The 23,714-nt window shown below is 30.2% G+C and carries 18 protein-coding genes and 3 rRNA genes; all 21 read left to right on the forward strand.

Translation table 4 applies throughout. The features are described from left to right. Positions 1–8 precede the first annotated feature (8 nt). The 21 genes from SCORR_RS05515 to oppC all read left to right on the forward strand — a co-directional run bounded on the left by SCORR_RS05515 (position 9) and on the right by oppC (position 23,714). Positions 9–188, forward strand: a complete 180-nt coding sequence (locus tag SCORR_RS05515; RefSeq protein ID WP_245831808.1) for a hypothetical protein — start codon at positions 9–11, stop codon at positions 186–188. Beyond that, complete coding sequence (locus SCORR_RS01225) at positions 181–1,482, forward strand: FtsX-like permease family protein (protein WP_094048333.1); 1,302 nt, start codon at positions 181–183, stop codon at positions 1,480–1,482. The genes SCORR_RS05515 and SCORR_RS01225 overlap by 8 nt, the downstream gene beginning before the upstream one ends. Before the next feature lie 127 nt (positions 1,483–1,609). After that, positions 1,610–2,113 (forward strand): dUTP diphosphatase, encoded by a 504-nt coding sequence (locus SCORR_RS01230; protein WP_094048335.1) that lies wholly within the window; start codon positions 1,610–1,612, stop codon positions 2,111–2,113. 12 nt (positions 2,114–2,125) lie between these two features. Beyond that, the gene (locus tag SCORR_RS01235) at positions 2,126–3,202 is read left to right on the forward strand and encodes a hypothetical protein (RefSeq protein ID WP_094048337.1); all 1,077 of its coding nucleotides are present in this window, start codon (positions 2,126–2,128) and stop codon (positions 3,200–3,202) included. Then, positions 3,202–3,963 carry a TrmH family RNA methyltransferase gene (locus SCORR_RS01240; protein ID WP_094048339.1) on the forward strand — a complete coding sequence of 254 codons (762 nt, stop codon included), beginning with the start codon at positions 3,202–3,204 and terminating at the stop codon, positions 3,961–3,963. The genes SCORR_RS01235 and SCORR_RS01240 overlap by 1 nt, the downstream gene beginning before the upstream one ends. A 9-nt stretch (positions 3,964–3,972) precedes the next feature. Next, a complete protein-coding gene (locus SCORR_RS01245; protein WP_094048341.1) occupies positions 3,973–5,388 on the forward strand; it encodes an NADP-dependent glyceraldehyde-3-phosphate dehydrogenase in 1,416 nt (471 codons plus the stop codon). Positions 5,389–5,469: 81 nt separating this feature from the next. Further along, positions 5,470–6,666, forward strand: a complete 1,197-nt coding sequence (locus SCORR_RS01250; protein ID WP_094048343.1) for a hypothetical protein — start codon at positions 5,470–5,472, stop codon at positions 6,664–6,666. A 261-nt stretch (positions 6,667–6,927) separates the two neighbouring features. Then, a 16S ribosomal RNA gene (locus SCORR_RS01255) occupies positions 6,928–8,448 on the forward strand. 288 nt (positions 8,449–8,736) lie between these two features. Beyond that, positions 8,737–11,647 (forward strand): 23S ribosomal RNA (locus tag SCORR_RS01260). A 107-nt stretch (positions 11,648–11,754) separates the two neighbouring features. Beyond that, a 5S ribosomal RNA gene (gene rrf, locus SCORR_RS01265) occupies positions 11,755–11,860 on the forward strand. The 16S, 23S and 5S rRNA genes sit together here, the layout of an rRNA operon. A 180-nt stretch (positions 11,861–12,040) precedes the next feature. Next, positions 12,041–13,087 carry a phenylalanine--tRNA ligase subunit alpha gene (gene pheS / locus SCORR_RS01270; RefSeq protein WP_094048345.1) on the forward strand — a complete coding sequence of 349 codons (1,047 nt, stop codon included), beginning with the start codon at positions 12,041–12,043 and terminating at the stop codon, positions 13,085–13,087. 12 nt (positions 13,088–13,099) lie between these two features. Then, positions 13,100–15,502 carry a phenylalanine--tRNA ligase subunit beta gene (gene pheT / locus SCORR_RS01275; protein ID WP_094048347.1) on the forward strand — a complete coding sequence of 801 codons (2,403 nt, stop codon included), beginning with the start codon at positions 13,100–13,102 and terminating at the stop codon, positions 15,500–15,502. A gap of 1 nt (position 15,503) precedes the next feature. Beyond that, positions 15,504–15,992, forward strand: a complete 489-nt coding sequence (locus SCORR_RS01280) for a hypothetical protein (RefSeq protein ID WP_094048349.1) — start codon at positions 15,504–15,506, stop codon at positions 15,990–15,992. 16 nt (positions 15,993–16,008) lie between these two features. After that, on the forward strand, positions 16,009–16,185 hold the full coding sequence (rpmF, locus tag SCORR_RS01285) for a 50S ribosomal protein L32 (RefSeq protein WP_094048351.1): 177 nt from the start codon (positions 16,009–16,011) through the stop codon (positions 16,183–16,185). A gap of 60 nt (positions 16,186–16,245) precedes the next feature. Further along, positions 16,246–16,575 (forward strand): hypothetical protein, encoded by a 330-nt coding sequence (locus tag SCORR_RS01290; RefSeq protein ID WP_094048353.1) that lies wholly within the window; start codon positions 16,246–16,248, stop codon positions 16,573–16,575. A gap of 74 nt (positions 16,576–16,649) precedes the next feature. Next, a complete protein-coding gene (mraZ, locus tag SCORR_RS01295; protein WP_094048354.1) occupies positions 16,650–17,081 on the forward strand; it encodes a division/cell wall cluster transcriptional repressor MraZ in 432 nt (143 codons plus the stop codon). A gap of 1 nt (position 17,082) precedes the next feature. After that, on the forward strand, positions 17,083–18,027 hold the full coding sequence (gene rsmH, locus SCORR_RS01300) for a 16S rRNA (cytosine(1402)-N(4))-methyltransferase RsmH (RefSeq protein WP_094048356.1): 945 nt from the start codon (positions 17,083–17,085) through the stop codon (positions 18,025–18,027). Positions 18,028–18,029: 2 nt separating this feature from the next. Further along, positions 18,030–19,541 (forward strand): cell division protein FtsA, encoded by a 1,512-nt coding sequence (locus tag SCORR_RS01305; protein WP_094048358.1) that lies wholly within the window; start codon positions 18,030–18,032, stop codon positions 19,539–19,541. A 20-nt stretch (positions 19,542–19,561) separates the two neighbouring features. After that, on the forward strand, positions 19,562–20,839 hold the full coding sequence (ftsZ, locus tag SCORR_RS01310) for a cell division protein FtsZ (protein WP_094049880.1): 1,278 nt from the start codon (positions 19,562–19,564) through the stop codon (positions 20,837–20,839). Positions 20,840–21,520: 681 nt separating this feature from the next. Continuing rightward, a complete protein-coding gene (gene oppB / locus SCORR_RS01315) occupies positions 21,521–22,741 on the forward strand; it encodes an oligopeptide ABC transporter permease OppB (protein WP_157705316.1) in 1,221 nt (406 codons plus the stop codon). A 10-nt stretch (positions 22,742–22,751) separates the two neighbouring features. Beyond that, positions 22,752–23,714 carry an oligopeptide ABC transporter permease OppC gene (oppC, locus tag SCORR_RS01320; protein WP_094048362.1) on the forward strand — a complete coding sequence of 321 codons (963 nt, stop codon included), beginning with the start codon at positions 22,752–22,754 and terminating at the stop codon, positions 23,712–23,714.

Raw genomic sequence — 23,714 nt, forward strand, 5'->3', positions numbered from 1 at the left:
TAAATTTAATGAAAGAAACTACTTCCCAATTTAATAAAACATTAATTATTGTAACTCATGATATTTATGTCGCAAATCAGGCTGATGAAATTTTATTACTTAAAAATAAGAAACTTATAAAATTAAACAAAAAACTTGAAGAACAAGAATTTCTAAGAATGTTATCTAAAGCTGATTATAATGATTAAGATATTTTTCAAGCAATTTCTTAATAATATAAAAATATATACAGGTTTATTTTTAATATTATTAATAACTTCTATATTTTTATCAACTTCAAGTTTGCTGTTAACTAATTGTATTTATGCCATTATTAATAAAGAAAGTCTAAATATATTAAATCCGATTTTAATACTAAATCTATTTAGTGGTTTGGCAGGTATCATTATATTTTTAGGCTTATTTTCAATATTCAGTTGTATAAATTTAACAATTAGTTTAAAAAGAAAACATTATAATTTGTTAAGAGTTCTAGGTCTTAGTTTTAAAAGGATTAAAATAACTATATTTTATGAAATTATGATCTTAGTAGCTATTACAATAAGTTTATCTTTACCTATATCAGTTCCATTATCTAAATTGCTTTTAAATTATTTAAAAGAAAATAATGCAATTGAGCATAATTTTTATATATTTAAAGAGTATGAGTATCAATATATTTATGTAATTGCTACCTTTTTGTTCATAATATTAGTTACTTTATTAGCAACAATTAGTATAAAAAACCTGAATTATAGAAGTTTATTGAAAAAAACTTCTAACAAAACAAAACATATTTTTAAGATAATATTTGGGGCAATATTTTTATTAATTCCTTTAGCATTAGTTTTTAACAAATATACAATGGAAGGTGAATTAGGTCAAGGTTTGATAATTAATTTCATAATTAGTTTTATAATTGGGTTCAGTATTATTGGCAAAGGGTTAATCGGTTGAGTATTATTCAAAATATATAAGAAAACAAATACTTATTTTATAAAAATAATGTTTGGTTCCATATTAAAGAACTTAGATCAAATATTTTATGCCTTAGTATTATTGATTTGTACTATAATGTTCAGTTCTTATGCAGTTACTTTAACTAATTTAACTCAATATAATAACAATATAAATAATTTTATTCCTGTTACAAATGTATTTTTGTTAATTATATTTTGTTATAGTTTTATAATCTTTTCTAACTCTTTAGTAATTTATTTAATTGAACAAAGAAGCGACTATAAATTACTTAGAGTAATAGGTTTAAGAAGGCAGACTTCTAATTTATTATTAATATTTTCTACAATGATTATTTCTTTTATAACAGTTTTTATATGATCAATAACTTATATTATTTTTATTGGTATGTATTATTATTGAAATTCTAATATTAGTTACTTATTAATTAATATAAAAAAGGTTTTCATCATAAATATTATTATAATATTGTTAAATCTGTTGGTCTCTATTGGTCCAATAGTTTATATAAGCTGAAAATATTAGTACATAAACGAAAAAAAATAAAAACCTAATTATTAGACATCATTTAATTAGGTTTTTTATTCTAAATATTTTAATAATAAATAATTTAACCTTATTTTTATTTAAAATTATATAAAGGGGAAAAATTATGTTAAATAAAGAGCAATTATTGTATTTAAGCGAAAAACAAGAACAATTAGATAATTATATTATTTCAACTAAAGGTCTAGAATTAAACGAAGATATGGATAATAAGAAATTAATAGCACTTTTAGTAGAAATTTCTGAGTTTGTTAATGAATGTAGAGCATTCAAGTTTTGATCAAATAAACCTTCAAGTGAAAAAGAAGTTGTATTAGAAGAGTTTGTTGATGGCTTACATTTTATTATTAGTATTGGAAATAATGTTTTATATAATTTTTCAAATTTCGAGTATAAAAAAGAAGGTAATGGTGATTTAAATATTTGGACATTAGAAATGTATAATAGTATTATGAGCTTTTATAGTTTTAGAAGTCATAAAAACTACGCTGCAATGTTAAACAAGTTCTTAAATTGCTTATTTATTTTAAATTTCTCATCTGAAGATGTTATTAATTCTTACAATTTTAAAAATAAAACAAATTTTGAAAGACAAGATAACAATTATTAATTAGGAGGTAACATGGATACAACAAAAAAAAGTTCCATTAACTATAAACCAAAAAACCCAAATGATCCCAAGATGCCTAATCTAACTGGTCAAAATAGGGAAGAAATTAATTCAAAAGTTAAAGAAGAAATCATAGAAAAAGTTTTCAAAACAACTAAAGTAGGAGACGATGAACCATTTTCAGATAATTCAAAAGCCAAAAGTTTAATTAATAGTTTAAAGCAAAAACTAGCTAATAAAGAAGATGAAGATAAAAATAAGGATGATAATGAAGAGTCTAAACCTAAAATGGTTATGCCAGATCCAACCTCTGATTTAAATATTGTTAACCATCTTAGAAATAGAGGTTCAATTAGTAATAGAATTCTACATCAAAACACAAAAGATAAAATGAAAACTTTAAGAGAAGATCACCGTATTAGTTTAAAAAAAGACGAAATTGATTTAATTGCTGAAACATTTAGAGAAAAGGTTGTCAGAGTGTCTCCAAACTCAGTTGTTTTAAAAATATCAAAGTTTGGTTTAGAAATTTATAAAAATAACGTCGATAAAAGATATTGGGTAGTGGCAATTTGTTTTGATGAATTGTTTAACCCCGCTAAATTAGCTTTTACAAACTTTTGAACTGGTGGAGCTTTTATTGGTTATGGTTTTGATTATTTAGAAGAAACTATTGAAAAAGCAAAGGATTTATCTAATAGTGGGAGAACAGGTAATATATATTGAAAAGATTTTGTTGTTGATTGAAATAAAGAAACAAATAGATTTGTTACATCTGATGAACCTAAGCAATTTAAGTACAGTGAGTATAAAAAAATAATTGAATGATATAAACAAAACAAAGTAAGAATTTGTGTAAAAAATAAAAATAGAAAAGATTATGAAGATTTAATGAAAGAAGTAAAGGAAAAGAAAGCAAAAGGAGAGTTTGTATCACCACTAGCTTCATTACAAGCTAAAATGATAGATAAGCCTAGAAAAGCTACTTTTGTTTTTGGTTACCCGGTTGAGAAGTCTGATTATAAAGGAAAGGAATATGTAAAACCAGAAAATAAACTTTATGAAATTGGTTTTGCGTTCACTGACTAATGAAAGTAATTGATTCAATTTCTAATAATTTAATAAAACACATAATAGATTTAAAAAATACAAGTTATCAAAAAGAACAAGGTAAATATTTAATTGAAGGCGAGAAGATGGTTAAATTAGCCTATGATTTAAATAAAGTAGAATATATTTTAGTAACAGAAAAATATAATTATGAACATTTCAAACATGAAAATAATTTAATTATTATAAGTGAAAAAGTTTCTAAAAAAATAACTTCCTTAAAAAATCATCAAGGTTACTTTGCCGTATGCAACATTGATACAGCTAATTTTAATGATAATTCAAATTATTTGTTATTAGACGATATCCAAGACCCAGGAAATATGGGTACTTTATTGCGTTCTGCATGTGCTTTTGGTTTTCTTAATGTAGTTGCATCAGAAAATACGGTAAGTTTTTACAATGATAAAGTTTTAAGAGCTACTATGTCAAATCATTTTTTATTAAATTTACACGTTGTTTGTGATTTGGAAAATTTTATTAAAGAAATTAAAAATGATGATATTGAAATCATTGGTAGTTATTTAGGGGATGAAATAGTATCAAACCATTTAAGAATAAAAACAAAGAATAAAGTAGCTTTAATCCTTGGTAATGAAGGCAAAGGAATTAATAAACAACTTATAAAATACTTCGATAATAATATTATAATAAAAATGGACAATGGTGTAGATAGCTTGAACGTTGGTGTTGCTGGGTCAATATTAATGAAAGATATTTATTATCAAAAATCAGAATAGAGGTAAATAATGAAAGAATATAAAGCGCTAATTAATGGAGAATTTATTAATAACGGAGAATGACTTGAAGTATTAGACCCATTTAAAAATGAGGTTGCAGGTAAAGTTACTGCATTAAAAGCCGAAGATATTGAACATGCTTTTAAATCTGCAAGAGCAGCGCAAGAGAGTTGAGAGAAAACTGACTTAGTGAAAAGAATTGAATTACTGCATAACTTTAGAAATGTTCTATTAAAAAATAAAGATGAAATTGCAGCCGTAATGACTAGTGAAATTTCTAAAAGTTTAAAGGATTCTTTAACAGAAGTTGTAAGGACAGTAGAACTAATAGACTTTACTCTTGAAGAAGCAAAAAGAATGGAACCCTTATCTATGACTGGAGAAGGAATGGGTGCTAAAAATAAGATAGGTATATTTTCAAGAGTTGCAAAAGGAGTTATACTTGCAATTTCCCCCTTCAACTATCCTTTCAATTTAGCTTTAGCAAAAATCGTTCCAGCATTAGTGATGGGAAATACTGTTGTTTTTAAACCTGCGACTGCAGGAAGTTTAGTTGGTGCATTAATTGGTGAATTATCAATTCAAGCAAACTTTCCAAAAGGAATTTTTAATGTTGTTACTGGAAGAGGAAGAGAAATTGGTGATATTATCACTACTAACAAAGAAATTGATATGATTTCATTTACTGGTAGTGTGTCTATTGGAAATAACATTAAAGAAAAAGGAAGTAGTAAAGATTTGGTTTTAGAGTTAGGTGGAAAAGACCCTGCACTTGTTTTAGATGATTTAGACTTGCATAATTACGCAAAACAAATAGTGGATGGTGCTTTTGGTTATTCAGGTCAAAGATGTACTGCTATAAAAAGAGTTATTACAACTAATAAGATTGCAGATAAATTAGTACCACTTTTAATTGATAATATAAATAAACTTACAGTAGGATCTCCATATGAAAATAAAGATATTACCCCAGTAATAGATCAAAAATCAGCCGATTTTATTAAAGGTTTAGTTGATGATGCAAAAACTAAAAAGGCTAAAATATTAGTTGGAAATAAGTTTGAAAAAAATCTAATATGACCAACACTAATTGATAATGTTACTCTTGATATGAAAGTTGCTTGAGAAGAACCGTTTGGACCAATTCTTCCAATTATTAGAATTGAAGACATTAATGAAATGATAAAAATATCAAATGACTCCAACTTTGGTTTACAAGCAAGTGTATTTTGTAAAGATATATCACTTGCAATACAGGTTTCAAAGAAAATAAAAACTGGTACTGTAAATATTAATGGTAAATCACAGAGAGGACCGGATTGTTTTCCTTTTTTAGGTATTAAAGATTCAGGTCAAGGAGTACAAGGTGTTAAAGAATCACTTATAAGTATGACAAGATATCACGGTATTGTAATAAACTACTAAGAGTGTTAACTTGTTTTTTAGTTTAAAATATTGTATTATTAAGTAAATATGTATATGGGTTTACATGAATGGGGTTAAATAATGAATAAATTTAAGTTACTTTATATAATTTTTTTACCAATAACAATTTTTTTGAGTTTTTTTAGTAGTTTTATATTTATTGACAACTGAACGAATCAACTATACTTTTTAAATGCTTTGAGTGATTGAAGTATCAAAATTGTAAGTGTATTCCAAATACTTATGTTATTTGCAATTATTATTAATTTAATAATTTGATTTGTATCATTATTAGTTAAAGAAGATAAAAAATTAAATTATATTAGAATAATATCTATTGCATTTATTTTATTGGCAATACTATTAGAGCTATTTGTAATTACTATTAATCAAAAAGATCTTTTTAAATTAAGTTTTAAAATTATTTTAAATATAGTTTTATCATTGTTATCATTGTTATCATTTATTTCTTGTCTTGTTTTTAATATTATTTATGGTGTTAAAGGTAATGTGAGTACTACTAAAAAAGGAAAAGTTGTTATTACTAAACAACCTTTCACAAAACCAACTCAAGAAGTAGTTGTTGAAGAAGAGACTCTTACTTCACATAACTTATCTAATAAAGACAAAGAACAATTAGTTGAAAAAAGCTTCACTTCTACCCCAAATGAAGAAACTTTTAATATTTCAGATAAATTATCGGAATTAAAACATAATTTACATAATAATGTAATTCCTGAAGGTATTGAAAACTTTATTCCTAAAAGTAAGCAAGTAAGTCAAAAGATTGAAGAGGATACTCAAGATGAGACAAATAATACATATTTTGAACCTTCTAACGAAGAACAGAATTATGATGATTTTGAGACCACTAAAACAGCAGATTTAAATCCAACTACATTAGTTAAGGAAAACCCCAACAATGCCTATACAGGCCCTATAGACCCCTATAAACAGACAATTGTACCTAGAAGATTTGAAGGTGTCAAAAGTGGAAAATATAGCACTCCAATAGGAAATATTGCAGCTTTAAACATGGAAAATAAAGAACCTAGAAAAAAACCCTTATATGATGAATCTTACCAAGGAAAGATTTTTTTAGGTGATTCAGATCGAATTTGAGATGCGTTGAAAAAACAAGCAACAGATGTTTATAAAATAAAACCAAGATCCAATTTAAGAAAAGATATTACAGAAACAGTTGTAGACCCACTAAATAGTGTAGAAAAAAAGAATAATGATAAAAAAAATGTTTCTACAATTGACTGAGATGACTAAAAAATAACTCATAAGAGTTTTTTTTACTTTTTTAGCGAAAAAAGTAAAAAAAATAAAAAAAAATAAAACTTTTTTGTAAAAACTATTGATTATTGATTTTAAAGGTGATAATCTCTTAATTGTCATTGTTTGAGTGACAGAAACGATCTTTGAAAACTAGATAGAACAACCAATTATTTGTACAATTAATTGTTCAATTATTTGAGTAAACTAAACAACAAAAAAAGAGATATAAAGCCATGAATCAAAATTTCACATTTTTTTAATGAGAGTTTGATCCTGGCTCAGGATGAACGCTGGCGGCATGCCTAATACATGCAAGTCGAACGGGGTGCTTGCACCCAGTGGCGAACGGGTGAGTAACACGTATCTAATCTACCTCTTAGTGGGGGATAACAGTTGGAAACGACTGCTAATACCGCATACGACACCATTATGGCATCAGAAGGTGTTGAAAGATCCGTTTGGATCGCTAAGAGATGAGGATGCGGCGTATTAGCTAGTAGGTAAGGTAATGGCTTACCTAGGCGATGATACGTAGCCGAACTGAGAGGTTGATCGGCCACATTGGGACTGAGATACGGCCCAGACTCCTACGGGAGGCAGCAGTAGGGAATTTTTCACAATGGGCGAAAGCCTGATGAAGCAATGCCGCGTGAGTGATGAAGGTCTTCGGATTGTAAAACTCTGTTGTAAGGGAAGAAATGCTAGAAGAGGAAATGCTTTTAGTTTGACGGTACCTTACCAGAAAGCCACGGCTAACTATGTGCCAGCAGCCGCGGTAATACATAGGTGGCAAGCGTTATCCGGATTTATTGGGCGTATAGGGTGCGTAGGTGGTTAGTTAAGTTTGAGGTTAAATCCCAGGGCTCAACCCTGGTCCGCCTTGAAAACTGGCTAACTAGAATACAGGAGAGGTAGATGGAATTCCATGTGTAGCGGTGAAATGCGTAGATATATGGAGGAACACCAGTGGCGAAGGCGGTCTACTGGCCTGTTATTGACACTGAGGCACGAAAGCGTGGGGAGCAAATAGGATTAGATACCCTAGTAGTCCACGCCGTAAACGTTGAGTACTAAGTGTCGGCAATTTGTCGGTGCTGCAGCTAACGCATTAAGTACTCCGCCTGAGTAGTATGCTCGCAAGAGTGAAACTCAAAGGAATTGACGGGGACCCGCACAAGTGGTGGAGCATGTGGTTTAATTCGAAGCAACGCGAAGAACCTTACCAGGGCTTGACATCCAGTGCAAAACTACAGAGATGTAGTGGAGGCCAACATTGAGACAGGTGGTGCATGGTTGTCGTCAGCTCGTGCCGTGAGGTGTTGGGTTAAGTCCCGCAACGAGCGCAACCCCTATCGTTAGTTACTAACATTAAGTTGAGCACTTTAACGAGACTGCTAGTGTAAGCTAGAGGAAGGTGGGGATGACGTCAAATCATCATGCCCCTTATGTCCTGGGCTACACACGTGCTACAATGGCTGATACAAAGAGTCGCAATCCTGTGAGGGGGAGCTAATCTCAAAAAGTCAGTCTCAGTTCGGATTGAAGTCTGCAACTCGACTTCATGAAGCCGGAATCACTAGTAATCGCGAATCAGCAACGTCGCGGTGAATACGTTCTCGGGTCTTGTACACACCGCCCGTCACACCATGAGAGTTGGTAATACCAGAAGCACGTATCTTAACCGCAAGGAGAGAGCGTACCAAGGTAGGATTAGCGATTAGGGTGAAGTCGTAACAAGGTATCCGTACGGGAACGTGCGGATGGATCACCTCCTTTCTATGGAGTTAAACATAGTTAAATAAATAAGCTGAGTGAAAATGATTAACAGCTTATGGCTTATATCTTGGTTCTATCTAGTTTTCAGAGATTGTCTCAGTCACACTGACTTGACGATTTCTGAAAAGAAATGAAATCGTTCTTTGAAAACTGAATATTAGATGAATTAGACAATTTTATTTTTCTTACGTTTCAATATAAACGTAATAGTAACTTAATAAGTTTTACTAAGAAAACTAAAATTTCAATTTTATATAGATTATCTATATTTGCAATAAGGTTTTTCTTTAAGAAAGTATAGTAAGGGCATATGGTGAATGCCTTGGAAAATGGAGCCGATGAAGGACGTGACTACCTGCGAAAAGCGACGGGGAACTGGAAGTAAGTTTTGATCCGTCGATGTCCGAATGGGGAAACCCGTTATGATTAATCTCATAACATCTTTAACTGAATACATAGGTTAACGAAGGGAACCTAGGGAACTGAAACATCTTAGTACCTAGAGGAAAAGAAAACGAATGTGATTCTGTCAGTAGCGGCGAGCGAAAGCGGAATAGGCCAAACCGGTCTTCGGGCCGGGGTTGTAGGACTCTTGTTAGAGTTACAAAGTTAGTGTATAGCAGAAACTGTTGGGAAACAGTGGCATAGAGTGTGATACCCACGTATGCGAAATGCACTAACCTCGAGAGAGTATCCTGAGTACGGCGGGGCACGTGAAACCCTGTCGGAATCTACCCAGACCACTGGGTAAGCCTAAATACTACCATTTTACCGATAGTGAACCAGTACCGTGAGGGAAAGGTGAAAAGTACCCCGTGAGGGGAGTGAAATAGTACCTGAAACCATATGCTTACAAGAAGTCAGAGCCCGTTAATGGGTGATGGCGTGCTTTTTGTAGAAAGAGCCGGCGAGTTACGATATCATGCAAGGTTAAGTGGAATCCACGGAGCCGCAGTGAAAGCGAGCCTTAATAGGGCGTTCAGTATGATGTCGTAGACACGAAACCAGGTGATCTAGCCATGAGCAGGTTGAAGTTAGGGTAAAACCTAATGGAGGACCGAACCGACGTTCGTTGAAATGACCGCGGATGACTTGTGGCTAGGGGTGAAATTCCAATCGAACCTGGAGATAGCTAGTTCTCCCCGATATAGCTTTAAGGCTAGCGTCGAGGTTAGGATTATGGAGGTAGAGCTCTGAATGTATGATGGCCCCACCTAGGGGTACTGATTACAATTAAACTACGAATGCCATAATTTCATACTCGGCAGTCAGAACATGGGTGATAAGGTCCATGCTCGTGAGGGAAACAGCCCAGATCAACAACTAAGGTCCCTAAATTTATGCTAAGTGTGTAAGGATGTGGAAGTGCATAGACAGCTAGGATGTTGGCTTAGAAGCAGCCATCATTTAAAGAGTGCGTAACAGCTCACTAGTCGAGTGCTTCTGCGCCGAAAATGTACCGGGGCTTAAGCATAGTACCGAAGTTTTGGATTTACAGCAATGTAAGTGGTAGGGGAGCGTTCTAACTGTGATGAAGTTAAACCGTGAGGATTAGTGGAACGGTTAGAAGTGATTATGCCGGCATGAGTAACGTTTGGGAGTGAGAATCTCCCATGCCGTTTGACCAAGGTTTCCTGGGCAAGGTTCGTCCACCCAGGGTTAGTCAGGACCTAAGGCGAGGCCGAAAGGCGTAGTCGATGGACAACAGGTTGATATTCCTGTACCACCTAATAGAGTGATGGAGTGACGGAGAAGGATAGTGGATGCCGGCTGATGGTTATGCCGGTCTAAATACAAAGAGGTGTACGTTGGCAAATCCGCGTGCTATAACCTTGAAGTATGATGGGGAGTGAACGCTTCGGCAAGTAGCGAAGTCCATGACTCCACGCTTCCAAGAAAAGCTTCTAGCGCCAATTTATTAGGTGCCTGTACCGATAACGAACACACGTGGTCAAGGAGAGAATCCTAAGGCAAGCGAGATAACTATAGCTAAGGAACTCTGCAAAATGACCCCGTAAGTTAGCGAGAAGGGGTGCTCACTTTATGTGAGCCGCAGTGAAAAGGGAGGGGCAACTGTTTAGCAAAAACACAGCTCTCTGCAAAGTCGCAAGACGAAGTATAGGGGGTGACACCTGCCCAGTGCCGGAAGGTTAAGAGGAGATGTTAGCTTCGGTGAAGCATTGAATTGAAGCCCCGGTGAACGGCGGCCGTAACTATAACGGTCCTAAGGTAGCGAAATTCCTTGTCAGGTAAGTTCTGACCCGCACGAAAGGTGTAATGATCCCTTCGCTGTCTCGGCTATAGACTCGGTGAAATTTTAGTACCAGTGAAGATGCTGGTTACCCGCAACTAGACGGAAAGACCCCGTGGAGCTTTACTATAACTTAATATTGAATTTTGGTGTAACATGTAGAGGATAGGTGGGAGACTATGAAGCAATCACGCTAGTGGTTGTGGAGTCATCCTTGGAATACCACCCTTGTTATATTGAGGTTCTAACCTAGGCCTGTTATCCAGGTCAGGGACAGTGTTTGGTGGGTAGTTTGACTGGGGCGGTCGCCTCCTAAAGAGTAACGGAGGCGCTCAAAGGTACCCTCAGTACGGTTGGAAATCGTACGCAGAGCGCAAAGGTATAAGGGTGCTTAACTGCGAGACTTACAAGTCGAACAGATGCGAAAGCAGGACTTAGTGATCCGGCGGTCCCGTGTGGAAGGGCCGTCGCTCAACGGATAAAAGTTACCCCGGGGATAACAGGCTAATCTCCCCCAAGAGTTCACATCGACGGGGAGGTTTGGCACCTCGATGTCGGCTCATCGCATCCTGGAGCTGTAGTCGGTTCCAAGGGTTGGGCTGTTCGCCCATTAAAGCGGTACGTGAGCTGGGTTCAGAACGTCGTGAGACAGTTTGGTCCCTATCTGTTGTGGGCGTAGGAAAATTGAAAAGAGCTGTTCCTAGTACGAGAGGACCGGAATGGACGCACCTCTGGTGCTCCTGTTGTCACGCCAGTGGCATAGCAGGGTAGCTATGTGCGGAAAGGATAATCGCTGAAGGCATCTAAGCGAGAAGCCTCCTTTAAGATGAATTTTCCCATTCTTTTAGAAGTAAGATCCCATGTAGACCACATGGTTGATAGGTTGGGTGTGTAAGCACGGTGACGTGTTAAGCTTACCAATACTAATAGATCGAGGGCTTTCAAAGAAAGAATCTTATAAACAATTGCTTTATAGATATATATAACATCTAATATTCAGTTTTGAGAGAATGATTTAGTTATTTTTTAAATAACTTTTCTCTCTAAGAAAAAGATCTGGTGATTATGGTGCTGAGGTCACACCTGTTCCCATACCGAACACAGAAGTTAAGATCAGCTACGCCGACGATAGTATAATGCGAAAATAGGAAGTTGCCAGTCCAAAAAAAACCTACTTATGTAGGTTTTTTTTATAATTAATTTTATAAATTTTTGTCCTTATCCTTAATATATTAAATATTGTTTATTATAAGTTTTTTATTACATATAATTTTGTCTATTTATGGTATGCCTATACTAAGATTGTAATTATATAGTATAATGTTTATAAAGGTGGGTTTTATGTTAAATAAAATAGAACAATTACTTGTAGAATTTAATAAAGAAATTAAATCAACTAAAACTAAAGCAGAACTTGAACAAGTAAAGAAAAAGTATCTTGGTAAAGATTCTTTAATGAATGACATTTTGAGAAACATCAAAAGTTCAAGTGTTGAAGAAAAAAAATTAGTAGGACAAAAATCAAACGAAGTAAAAAACTCTATGCTTAAATTAGTTAATGAGTATAATGAAAAGTTTGAACTAGATACTTTAAAAAAACAATTAGAAGTAGAAAAAATTGATGAAACAATTCCAGGTATAAAATGAAAAAAAGGGACTATACATCCTTTAAACATAGTCATTAACGAGGTTTGTGAAATATTTAAGGAATTGGGATATCAATTAATAGATGGTACTGAGTTTGAAACTGATGAATTTTGTTTTCAAAAATTAAATATTCCAGTAGGTCATCCTGCAAGAGATATGCAAGATACATTTTATATTGATAATGAAACAGTTTTACGTACGCATGCTACTAATATAACAGCAAGAATGCTAACATATTGTGGCGAAAATAATTTAAGTGACATGGCCGTTTTAAGTTATGGTAATGTTTATAGAAGAGATGATGATGATGCAACTCATTCGCATCAATTCATGCAAATGGATGTATTTGCAATCGGTAAATCAATTAGTTTCGCGAATTTAAAGTGAATACTAGAACATATGTGCAAAAGGTTATTTTCAAAAAATACCAAAATTAGAATGAGACCAAGCTTTTTCCCATTTACAGAACCATCTGCAGAAGTAGATGTTGAATGTATAATTTGTAAAGGTAAAGGTTGCAAAATATGTAAATTTACTGGATTTATTGAAATATTAGGTTCAGGAATGATAAGTCCAAATGTATTAACTCAAAATGGATTAAATCCAGAAGAGATCACAGGTCTTGCATTCGGTGTAGGAATCGAAAGAATCGCAATGCTAAAGTATAATTTAAAAAATATTCGAGACCTATATGAAAATGATATTAGATTTTTAGAACAATTTACTTATTTTGGAGACTAAGAGGAATATAAGATGTACATTACAAGAAGATGATTAAATAAGTTCATAGATTTAACTGGTGTAAAAGATAATGAAATTACAAAATCTTTAAATACATTAGGTTTTGAGGTCGAATCATACAAAGACTATTCAAAACTAAACGATAAATTAAAGATAGTTCATGTTGGAAATGTTACTCCAATAGAAGGAACTCATTTAAATTTCTGTTTTATTGATAGCGGAGAAGACTTGGTGGTACCCGTTGTTTGTGGTGCGCCCAACATAAAAGAAGGCGATTATGTAATTTGAGCCGAACCAGGAAAAACAATATCCACTGGTCAAACACTCTCTCAAAAAGAAATAAAAGGTAAAATTTCTGAGGGTATGATTTGTTCATTAACAGAAATAGGTATGAATACAGAAGTTCAAAATAATGAAGACTTAGAAGGAATTTACAAGATTCATACCAAGGATGAGTCTTATAAGTTAATAGGTTCTGATGCTGCACTTGATAAAATCGGTTTTTTAGACTCTGTTTGAGAAGTTGATTTAACTTTAAATAGAAGTGATGCATTATCTGCATTTCAGCTACTAAAAGAAGTTGCAAATTATTTTAAAAAAGATATTAAAAACTATTTTGAAAATTTTGAAATCAAAATTAATAATACATTCAAAAAAATTGATATCAAAATACACAAAGAATCAGAGAAGTTAATTAAATATTTAGCTTACTCATTTATTAATCTAAAGGATATTTTTTCGATTGATAAATATGAAAATTTTATTTATTCATCTGATGATATTTGATTAAAATTTAATGGTGTAAAAAAAGAAGATAATTTTTTTGAAAATATCGCAAATATGTTAGCTATTGAAACAGGGCAACCTGTTTTAATATTAGACGCTGATAAAATAGATAAACTTGAGTATGTTAAAATTAATGATGGTGAGAAAGAATTCTTGCAATTAAACTCAAATGGAGTAGAGGTATCTAAAATTGGTATTTCAATTGTTGATGAATTTAAACCTAATTTAAAAACAAAAAACTTATTAACAATATTTGCAGGTTATGATAATGTCTTTATGAGAAATCAACAAAAAGTATTTAATGCAAATACTGTAGCATTGCAAAGATTTACTAAACCACTTTCAAATAGTATTGTTTCTGACTCTGCAAAAAGATTAATTTACATATTAGATAGATATAAAATATTCTCATCAACATCAGGTCTTATTGATGTAATTAAACCAGAAATAATTAAGAATGTAATCAGAGTTTCGGTTAATTTCATTAATAAATTAATCGGAGTAAGCTTATCAAGTAAAGAAATAATAGATTTATTTGAATTATTAGATTTCAACATTACAATTGAAGAAGATATTTTAGTTTTTGAAGTAGATCCAAAAAGAACTGATATTTCTAATTCTTCAGATATTTGTGAAGAAGTGGCGAGATTATATGGTTATGACAATATAGAATCTAAACCGCCTTGTTTAATAGCTAATTCAAATAAAAAAGACTTAAACTTAAAAATTAAAAACCAATTAGATTCTTATTTATACGGAAACGGCTTTAATAATATAAAATCATATTCATTAATCTCAGAAGAAAATAATAATAAATGAAATCTTTTTGGAATTGAAAAACCAATTAAATTAATGTCACCATTAAGTAAATTTAAAGAAATTTATAGAACTAATTTGTCATGGTCTATAATTGATACAGCTGGTTTTAATGCTGCTAGAGGTACAAAAAACTTAAAGTTATATGAATTTGCTGATATTTATAATCTTAATGGTTTACGTGAGAAACATTTATCAATATTGATATCTGGAACTTTACATAATGAAAAATATAATAATTTACATTTAAAATCTTCTTTTTATTATATAAAAGGGATATTAGAACAAATTATAACAAGTTATAATTTAAATATTAGTGACATTACATTTGAAGAAATGAAAAAAAGAGTTATTGATATACACCCATATATATGTTATGAAGTATTTTATCTAAAAGAACTTATAGGATTTGTATACAAATTAAACCCTAGATTTGAACAATCATTAAAACTAGATCATACATATGTATCTGAATTGAACATTAGTAAAATAGAAACTTTAAAAAAACCACAAATATTAATAAGTGAAATTTCAAAATTCCAGAAATCTACTAGAGATATTACATTTGTTTTAGATGATAAAGTTAAATTTATAGATGTAGTTAATAAATCTATTAAGAACTTAAAAAATTTAGTCAGTTGAGATTTAATTGATATTTATGTTGATGAACTTTTAGAAAAAGAAAATAAAAGATCAATTACAATCTCATTACAATTTAATTCAAATATAAATCAATTAAAAGAAGAGGATATTAACAGTGATTTTGCCAAAGTAGTTGATTGTCTAAAAAAAGATAACATTGAGGTAAAATAGAATGCTTAAAAAGGACTTTTATTTAAATAGTAAATTACAAATTAATGAATTTTTTTCAGAAGTAATAGAACTTAATAAGGAATTACTTAAGAAGGTTAGGAATTTAACTATAAAAGGAACTGCTTATTTTGATAAAAATATAAATTTACTTTCAATTAACTCGATTATTAAATGTGATATTTTTGTTATAGATGCTCGTGATGGAACTGAGTTTTGGCTTAATGACCAAAGTTATGATTGAATTGACGAATATTGTTTTGACTTAAAAAATAGTGATCAATATAACCTGGTAATAGGAGAAGATTTTGATTTTAAAGAGTATGCAATTGAACAAATACTTTTAAATATTCCTATAAATTTAACAAATAATTATGGTAAAATTTCTTATGTTGCTAACAATTATGTTTTATTATCTGAAGATGAATATCAATTAGAAGAAAAAAATAAAACTGATGATAGGTGAGACAAATTAAAAGAGTATAAATTTTAAACATGGAGGTGAAAATATGGCTGTACCATTTAGAAAGACCAGTAAAGCTGCTAAGAATAAGAGAAGAAGTCACTTAGCATTAGTAAGCTCTGCTATAATTTCATGTTCAAACTGTGGAAGTATGATTAGACCACATAGAGTTTGTCGTGAATGTGGACATTATAAAAACAAAGAAGTAAAAAAAGTAGACTAAACTTGCAATTTAATAGCAAGTTTTTTTTATTTTTAATCGACTTATATAATGGAGGTTAATATGAAAATACCAATGTATAAAGAAATTTTTAATCAAATTATCCCATTAACTATAAATTATTCATTAAAAGAGTTGGATATTAATTGTTATGACTTTAATTGAAGTATTGATGAGTTTGCAGACTTATTAGAAGAATTACACCCTGTAACCGCAACATCCTTGTTAAAAGCTTTTAAATTTTATTATAATTTATTATTAAAACAATTTATTAGTGCTAATAAAGAGAATTTTACTAATAGAAATATAAATGTATTAATGATGAATCATCTTACAATAATGACTGATATTGATAATAGTATTACAACTTTTGAGGCAAAAGTAAGACACTAAAATATTATCAAATTCCCTTGAAAATACTATAAAGTGGTATATAATAATAGTTGTGTGGGAGAAAGTGGGGCATTATGCTATTCGGAAGTTTTGAACATAATCTTGATAGTAAATTAAGACTTACAATACCGTCTAAACTACGTAATAAACTGGGGGCGGTTGTTTACGTAACTAGAAGTATTGATGGTCAATGTTTAGAAATTAGAACTCCAGAAAACTTTAATGAGTTTTATAAGAGTTTACAAAATCAAAACACACTACTTTCATCTGCTCGTACTGTAATTAGATCTATTTTTTCAAACACAGATGAGGTACAAATTGATAGTTCAGGAAGAATTAAACTTCCTGCCAATTTACTTGAAGAAGTAGGAATTGCAAAAATGGTTCAAATCACTGGGGCTGGTGAGTGAATCGAAGTATGAGATAAAGAGAAATTTATTGCTTACGATAAGATGGCTAAAAAAGAGCTTGTAGAAGCTGCTGAAAAATTGGGCGGAGTTAAATAAAATGGAAAAAGAACATATATCCGTATTACTTCAAGAATCAATTGATATATTAGATTTAAAAAATAATGGATTATATGTTGATTGCACTTTGGGCAGGGCTGGTCATAGTGCAAAAATATTAGAAAAATTAAAAGAAGGTCATTTATTTTGTATTGATCAGGATGATGATGCAATTAAATATTCCGAAAAAATACTTGAAGCAATTTCAAGTAATTTTACTATTTTGAAGGGAAATTTTATAAATATAAAATCATTATTGTATTTAAATAATGTAGAAAAAGTCGATGGAATTATTTACGATTTAGGAGTTTCAAGTCCGCACTTTGATAACCCTGAAAGGGGTTTTAGTTATCGTTTAGATGCTTTATTAGACATGAGAATGGATAATAACAATAACAAAGTCACTGCAAAAGACTTAGTTAATAATCTAAGCGAACAAGAACTTACAAATATATTATTTAAATATGGTAATGAAAGTTTTGCACCAAGAATTTCAAAGAAAATATGTGAGTATCGTATTGGACAAGAGATAAAAACAACATTACAATTAGTTGAAATTATAAAATCAGCATTACCACAAAAGGTGTTAAAACAAAAAAAACATCCAGCGAAAAAAACATTTCAAGCATTAAGGATATATGTAAATAATGAGATTGAATGTTTAAAATTATCACTTGAACAAGCACAAAGCATATTAAATATAAATGGTGTTTTAGCAATAATAACTTTTCATTCATTAGAAGAAAAAGTCGTAAAAGAGTTTTTTAAATCGCTATCATATGATATAAATGAGAAGTTTTACAAAAAGTTACCAATTAGTATAGAATTAAATAAAAAGTTTGAAATATTAACAAAAAAACCAATTAAGCCAAAATCGTTAGAATTAGAAAATAATAATAGAAGTCATAGTGCTAAGTTATGAGCAATTAAGAAAGTGGGTGATTAAATATGTTTAAAGAAGTATATGCTGTTCTTGAAGTTCAACGTGATGAAATTAAATTTGCTGTTGGTATTTTTAGAGATAACAGAGGTCTAAAGGTAGTTTATAAAGAAAGAGTTAAAGGAACTTGATTAACTGATGAAGATGAAATAATTGATATTAATAGAGTTTCACAAAAGTTAAGAAAAGCAATCAACTCGTATAATGCAAACTTTAAAGACAAGTTAGTTAGAATATCAGTAGTCCTTCCTTCTAAGACTTTGCAAATCAAAGATGTTAGTTCTCATATAATAGTAAATTTCCCAAACATTGTTACACACGAACATATTAGATTATTACACAGTGAAGCTAATAAGATAAACTTTGATAAAAGAAATGTCATGATAAACATAAAACCTTATAATTTTATTATTGATAATCAATTTGAATTTGGTATTACACCAATCAATGCTCCAAATGTGCATAGCATAACTATGTTAGCAAAAATATATACAGTAAACCAGAAGGTTTATAAATCATTTAAAGAAGTAATAAAACAATCAGATATAGATTCATTACTTATCACAAGTGATATGTTCTCGATAGCTAGACAAATAAATAGTGAAGCATCTTTTAAAGAGAATTTTATAACTATTAACTGAGGTAAAAATCAAACTGATATAGGTTATTTTTGTAAAGAAACCCTAGTAAAAAAAGAAACTGTTAGTTTTGGAATTAAGGATATAATCTCAAATATTGCAACTAAATTAAATTGTAAAAATGATGTAGCTGAGAAATATATATTCAAGTTATTAGATTTCTCATCTAACGACCAAAATGAATCTATAATTTATAGAAAATATATTTCTAAAGATAAGTTATTAAGTGAGTTAACTGCTAGTCAAATTAAAAATTTAGTTATAGAAGAATTAAATTGAATAGTTGATAAAACTGATGCATGTATTGAAAATGAACTAAAAGAAAGTATCCATGGATTTAAAATTTTACATGTCGGTAAAATGACTGAAATTGCTGGTTTTGAAAAGATTTTACAAAGAAGTAAGTTTAAGAATAATGCATCTGTATATTACTCACTTGTTACAGGCGCGAGTGAAATTTGGTTAACTAGTATTTGTGGTATGATTAAAATGGTAAGAATTTATAATAAAAACTCGGATAAACTAATTACAAGTAATTTGGAAATTGATAAGAGTCAAATTATGCAACCACTTAATAATCAAAACTTAAATATAAACAATCAATTTAATAGGGGGATTGTCAATCCAAGAATTCTTAAACAAGTTCAAAGAAATTATGTTCAGAGAAACCATAATAACATTGGTTCAAAAACCCAAAACAATGGTTTGCATTTTCAGAGAAATATGCAAAATAATGCAAATTTTTCCCATTTTAATGCAAATTTAGGGCAAAATAATCATAGTTGGCAAAATAACAATCAAGTGGATAAAAGTTATGGGTATCAAAATAACGGCGTACCTATTAATAATGAGTTTATGAATGATAAGACAAAGAATAGATAGTAAAGGTGAAAAATATGGCATTAGATAAGAATTTTAAACAAACTGCAAGAATTAAAGTTATCGGAGTTGGTGGTGGAGGTTGTAACGCCGTTAACAGAATGGTTGAAGATAATGTACAAGGTGTAGATTTCTTCATTGCTAACACAGATGCGCAAGTACTTTCTGCAAGTATTGCCCCAAATAAAATTATTTTAGGGGAAGAATTGTCGAAGGGATTAGGAGCGGGTGCTAACCCAGAAATTGGTAAGCAAGCCGCTATTGAATCTGCAGAAGAAATAAGAAATGCTCTTTCTGATTCGGACCTTATATTTGTCGCTGCTGGAATGGGTGGAGGAACAGGTACAGGTGCTGCACCTGAAATTGCAAAAATTGCAATGGAAACTGGCGCTTTGGTAATTGCTATTGTTACAAAACCATTTAGGTTTGAAGGAAAATTAAGAAACTCATACGCTGTTAAAGGTATTGAAGAACTTAGAAAATATGTTGATTCAATTATCACAATTTCGAATGATCGATTATTAGATATAATTGGTTCAATACCTGTTAAAGAATCATTTAGAGAAGCAGATAATATCTTAAAGCAAGGAGTTCAAACAATTACTGATTTAATCGCTGTCCCAGCCGTCATAAATCTAGACTTTGCTGATGTTAGAACTGTTATGAAGGGTAAAGGTAATTCTTTATTTGGAATTGGGATTGGTTCTGGTGAAGACAAAGCTATAGAGGCTGCAAATAAAGCTATAACTTCATCTTTGCTAGAAACATCTGTTAGAGGTGCAAAAGATGCAATAATTAACGTAACAGGTGGAAAAAACGTCACTTTAAATGACGCTTATGATGCAGTAGATATTGTTCAACAGGCAAGTGGTGAAGATGTAAATATTATTTTTGGTATTGCTATAAATGAACATTTAGGTGATGAATTAATAGTTACTGTTATTGCAACTGGTTTTGATGAAGATTATGAACCTGCACATGTCTCAAATAATATTACAACAAATAATACTACACCTAAAAAACCGGCTCAAGCTGAGCAAAGCTTATCAGAAGAAATAGTACCTGAAGACTTAGAAACTGCTTATGAACAAAGAACTAGTTTTTTGAATTCAAACGAAAAAAGACATGAATTTGTTAAGAGAACAGAACAAGATAATAATAAAATAAACGAGAGAGTAGACCGTTGAAAAGAAAATAGAGTTGAACAAAAGTCTTCAAATCAACCAAAAGTTGCTCAAAAAATTGAAGATACAGAAGATGATGATGGTGATTTTCCAACTTTCTTAAGAAAAAAATGATAATTTAAAATAATATAAATAGAATTTACAATAGAAAGTAAAGTGGAAAAATAATTTATACAGATATTATATTTTTACGCTGACAATGTTCGGCGTTTTTAATTTTATCTTTTTAAGAAGCTAATAAAAAAATTATAATTCCTGATTGTATATTGTATTATCAAATTTTTTCATTGAAGTTATGTAGTTAAGATTTTTCAAAACTATTGTAATTGCTATATTTAATACAAATAACTCGATAATTTAGTATGATTAAAACTTTCTAATTCTATATATAAATTTCGTATTTATTAAATATTTTAATTTTCTTATTTTTAGAATTAAATTTAGTCTTTAATAATTTCTTTTTTGTTAATTATTTAAATTATTTGTTATTCTTGCTATATATAGTTATAAATTTTAATATACTATATTCATTTTATAATGGTTATTTTTTTACATAAAAAATATATAGTTAAGAAACTATTAAATACTAAATATTATATAACCTCTGATTCTTGCAATTTAAACCTTGCTTTGTTATTATCATAAAGGAGTTGAAAATGCCGTTTTGTATTTTTTATAAATTGACATTTTTTTATGCGGTTTTGTATATATTTTTAACTTTAAATAAAATTATAATACAAATTATTAATTTATATATCATTCTAATTTGTAGGGAAGTAGTATAGGAAGGAAATGTTTATGAAATTAGATCAACAAGATCTCATTAATGTAGATAAAGTTGATAAAATATTTGAAGAGATTGAATTAAATGATAACGAAACAGATTTAAAAAAAAGTAAGTTTGATAAGTTGAAATTCTTTTTTAAAAAACGCGGGAATAATTTAAAAGAATTTATGGGAAAATCACCTTTATTTAGTTATGCCTTAAAAAGAATAATATATGCTTTTATTACTCTTTATATCGCAATTTCAATTATTTTTATCATGTTGAGTGTTGTTACAACTGATTCAGCCTATTTATCAGGTGTTAATTTAGAAAAATTAAATATTGAGTACGGTAGTGAACAATATCATAGATTATTGGATAATAAAAAACGTCTTTATGGTGCTTATGGGAGTGTATTTCAACAATTATTTATTTATCTTAGAAATGTTACTCCATTTATACCAAAAGAAATTATAAAGAATCCTAGTTTGGTAGGAACCGAAATTGTTGGGGAAAAAACAACAGTATGGTTTTATCTAGGCGCATTCATGAATAGTGCAAGCGGTGGTGTCCCAGGTACACCAGTTCTTGACGCTTTCTCTAAATCAATTCCTATTTCATTTAGTGTTGGTGCTATCGCTGTTGTTCTTTCGTATATTATTGGTGTTCCTCTTGGTATTTTAGCGGCAAAGTATAAAGACAAATCAACTGACAGCGCAATTAATGGAACAAGTTTAATAATAACTGCAATACCATCTCTTGTTTTAATATCTTTATTATACAAAATGTCTATTTATGTATTTGGTGCTAATGGTACTTATGCAGATTCGAACTTTAGTACAAAAATTTGACCAGTTTTGGGGGTTATGTTATTAATAATGCCTTACATAATCGTTAATACTAGAAGATATGTTATTGATGAAATGACTTCTGATTATACAAAGTTTGCAATTTCCAAAGGTCTAAGCTCAAGATATGTATTTTATGTTCATATATTTAGAAATGCAAGCATAAGATTAGTGAAAACAATGCCTGAAATATTTGTTATCACATTATTTGGTTCTAGTATTCTTGTTGAAAGACATTGATCTATTGATGGTATGAGTAAGTTTATTTTAAATGGTGTTTCTAATAAAGATACATATGTTGTTTTAGGATATATATTTATATCAGCTTCAGCTGGTGTTTTCTCGAGTTTAACAGGAGACTTATTACTTGCGGTAATGGACCCTAGAATTAAGTTGACAAAATAGAAAGGTATTTATGGAACAAAATTTATACTCTCTTGAAGAGATGCAACAAATTAACCCAAAATTATTTAAATTAATTGGTAGTAAGTTTGAAGAAGCGGAAAGAATAAACAACAAACCTTATAGCTATTGAAAATCAGTATTTACAAGAGTTTTAAAATCAAAAACATTCTTAATTTCAATCATATTATTAGTAATTGTAATAATTATGGCTTCTTCAATAGGGATTGGTCAAGAACCAGTTCCTGTAAATCCACCTTCAATTAATATTGAAGCACCAAGTCTAGAACATTTATTTGGTTTAGGTAGATTTGGTGAAGATTTATGAACCAAGATGTGAATTGGTACAAGGACTACTTTGATATTTACATTTATCGTTGCTCTTGTTCAAATAGCTTTAGGAATAGTTATTGGTTCAATATGAGGTTATTATAGAAAATTAGATATTACTTTTATTGAAGTAACAAGATTTTTAACATTAATACCTTCTCTAATTTTATGATTAATAGTAATATTTTTATTTGGTGGTATTTCTACTCTTCCTATAATTATTTTTGCAATCTCTCTAACAAGTTGGATTGAATTATCAAGTATAATAAGAGTTCAAATTATTATCATTAGAAATGCAGAATATAATATTGCATCTAGAGTTCTTGGTACTCCAAATCATAAGATTATTAAAAAAAATATATTACCAAAAATACTTCCAATTATCATTCAAACATCAACTTTTGCAATACCAACTGCTATTGGATTAGACTCTTTGCTAGCGTATTATAATTTTGGTTTTGTAACAAATAGTTTAGATCAGGCTTCATTGGGTTCAATATTAAACGAATTATTATTAGGTTCTGATTGAGAAGTTTACCCACATTTATTAATTATTCCAGTAATATTTGTTGGAGGAATATCATTATTATTTTTCTTAGCGGGAAAAGTATTTGCAGATTCACTTGACCCTAAAACTCATAGATAG

The organism is Spiroplasma corruscae, assembly GCF_002237575.1.
GTDB lineage: Bacteria > Bacillota_I > Bacilli_A > Mycoplasmatales > Mycoplasmataceae > Spiroplasma_A > Spiroplasma_A corruscae.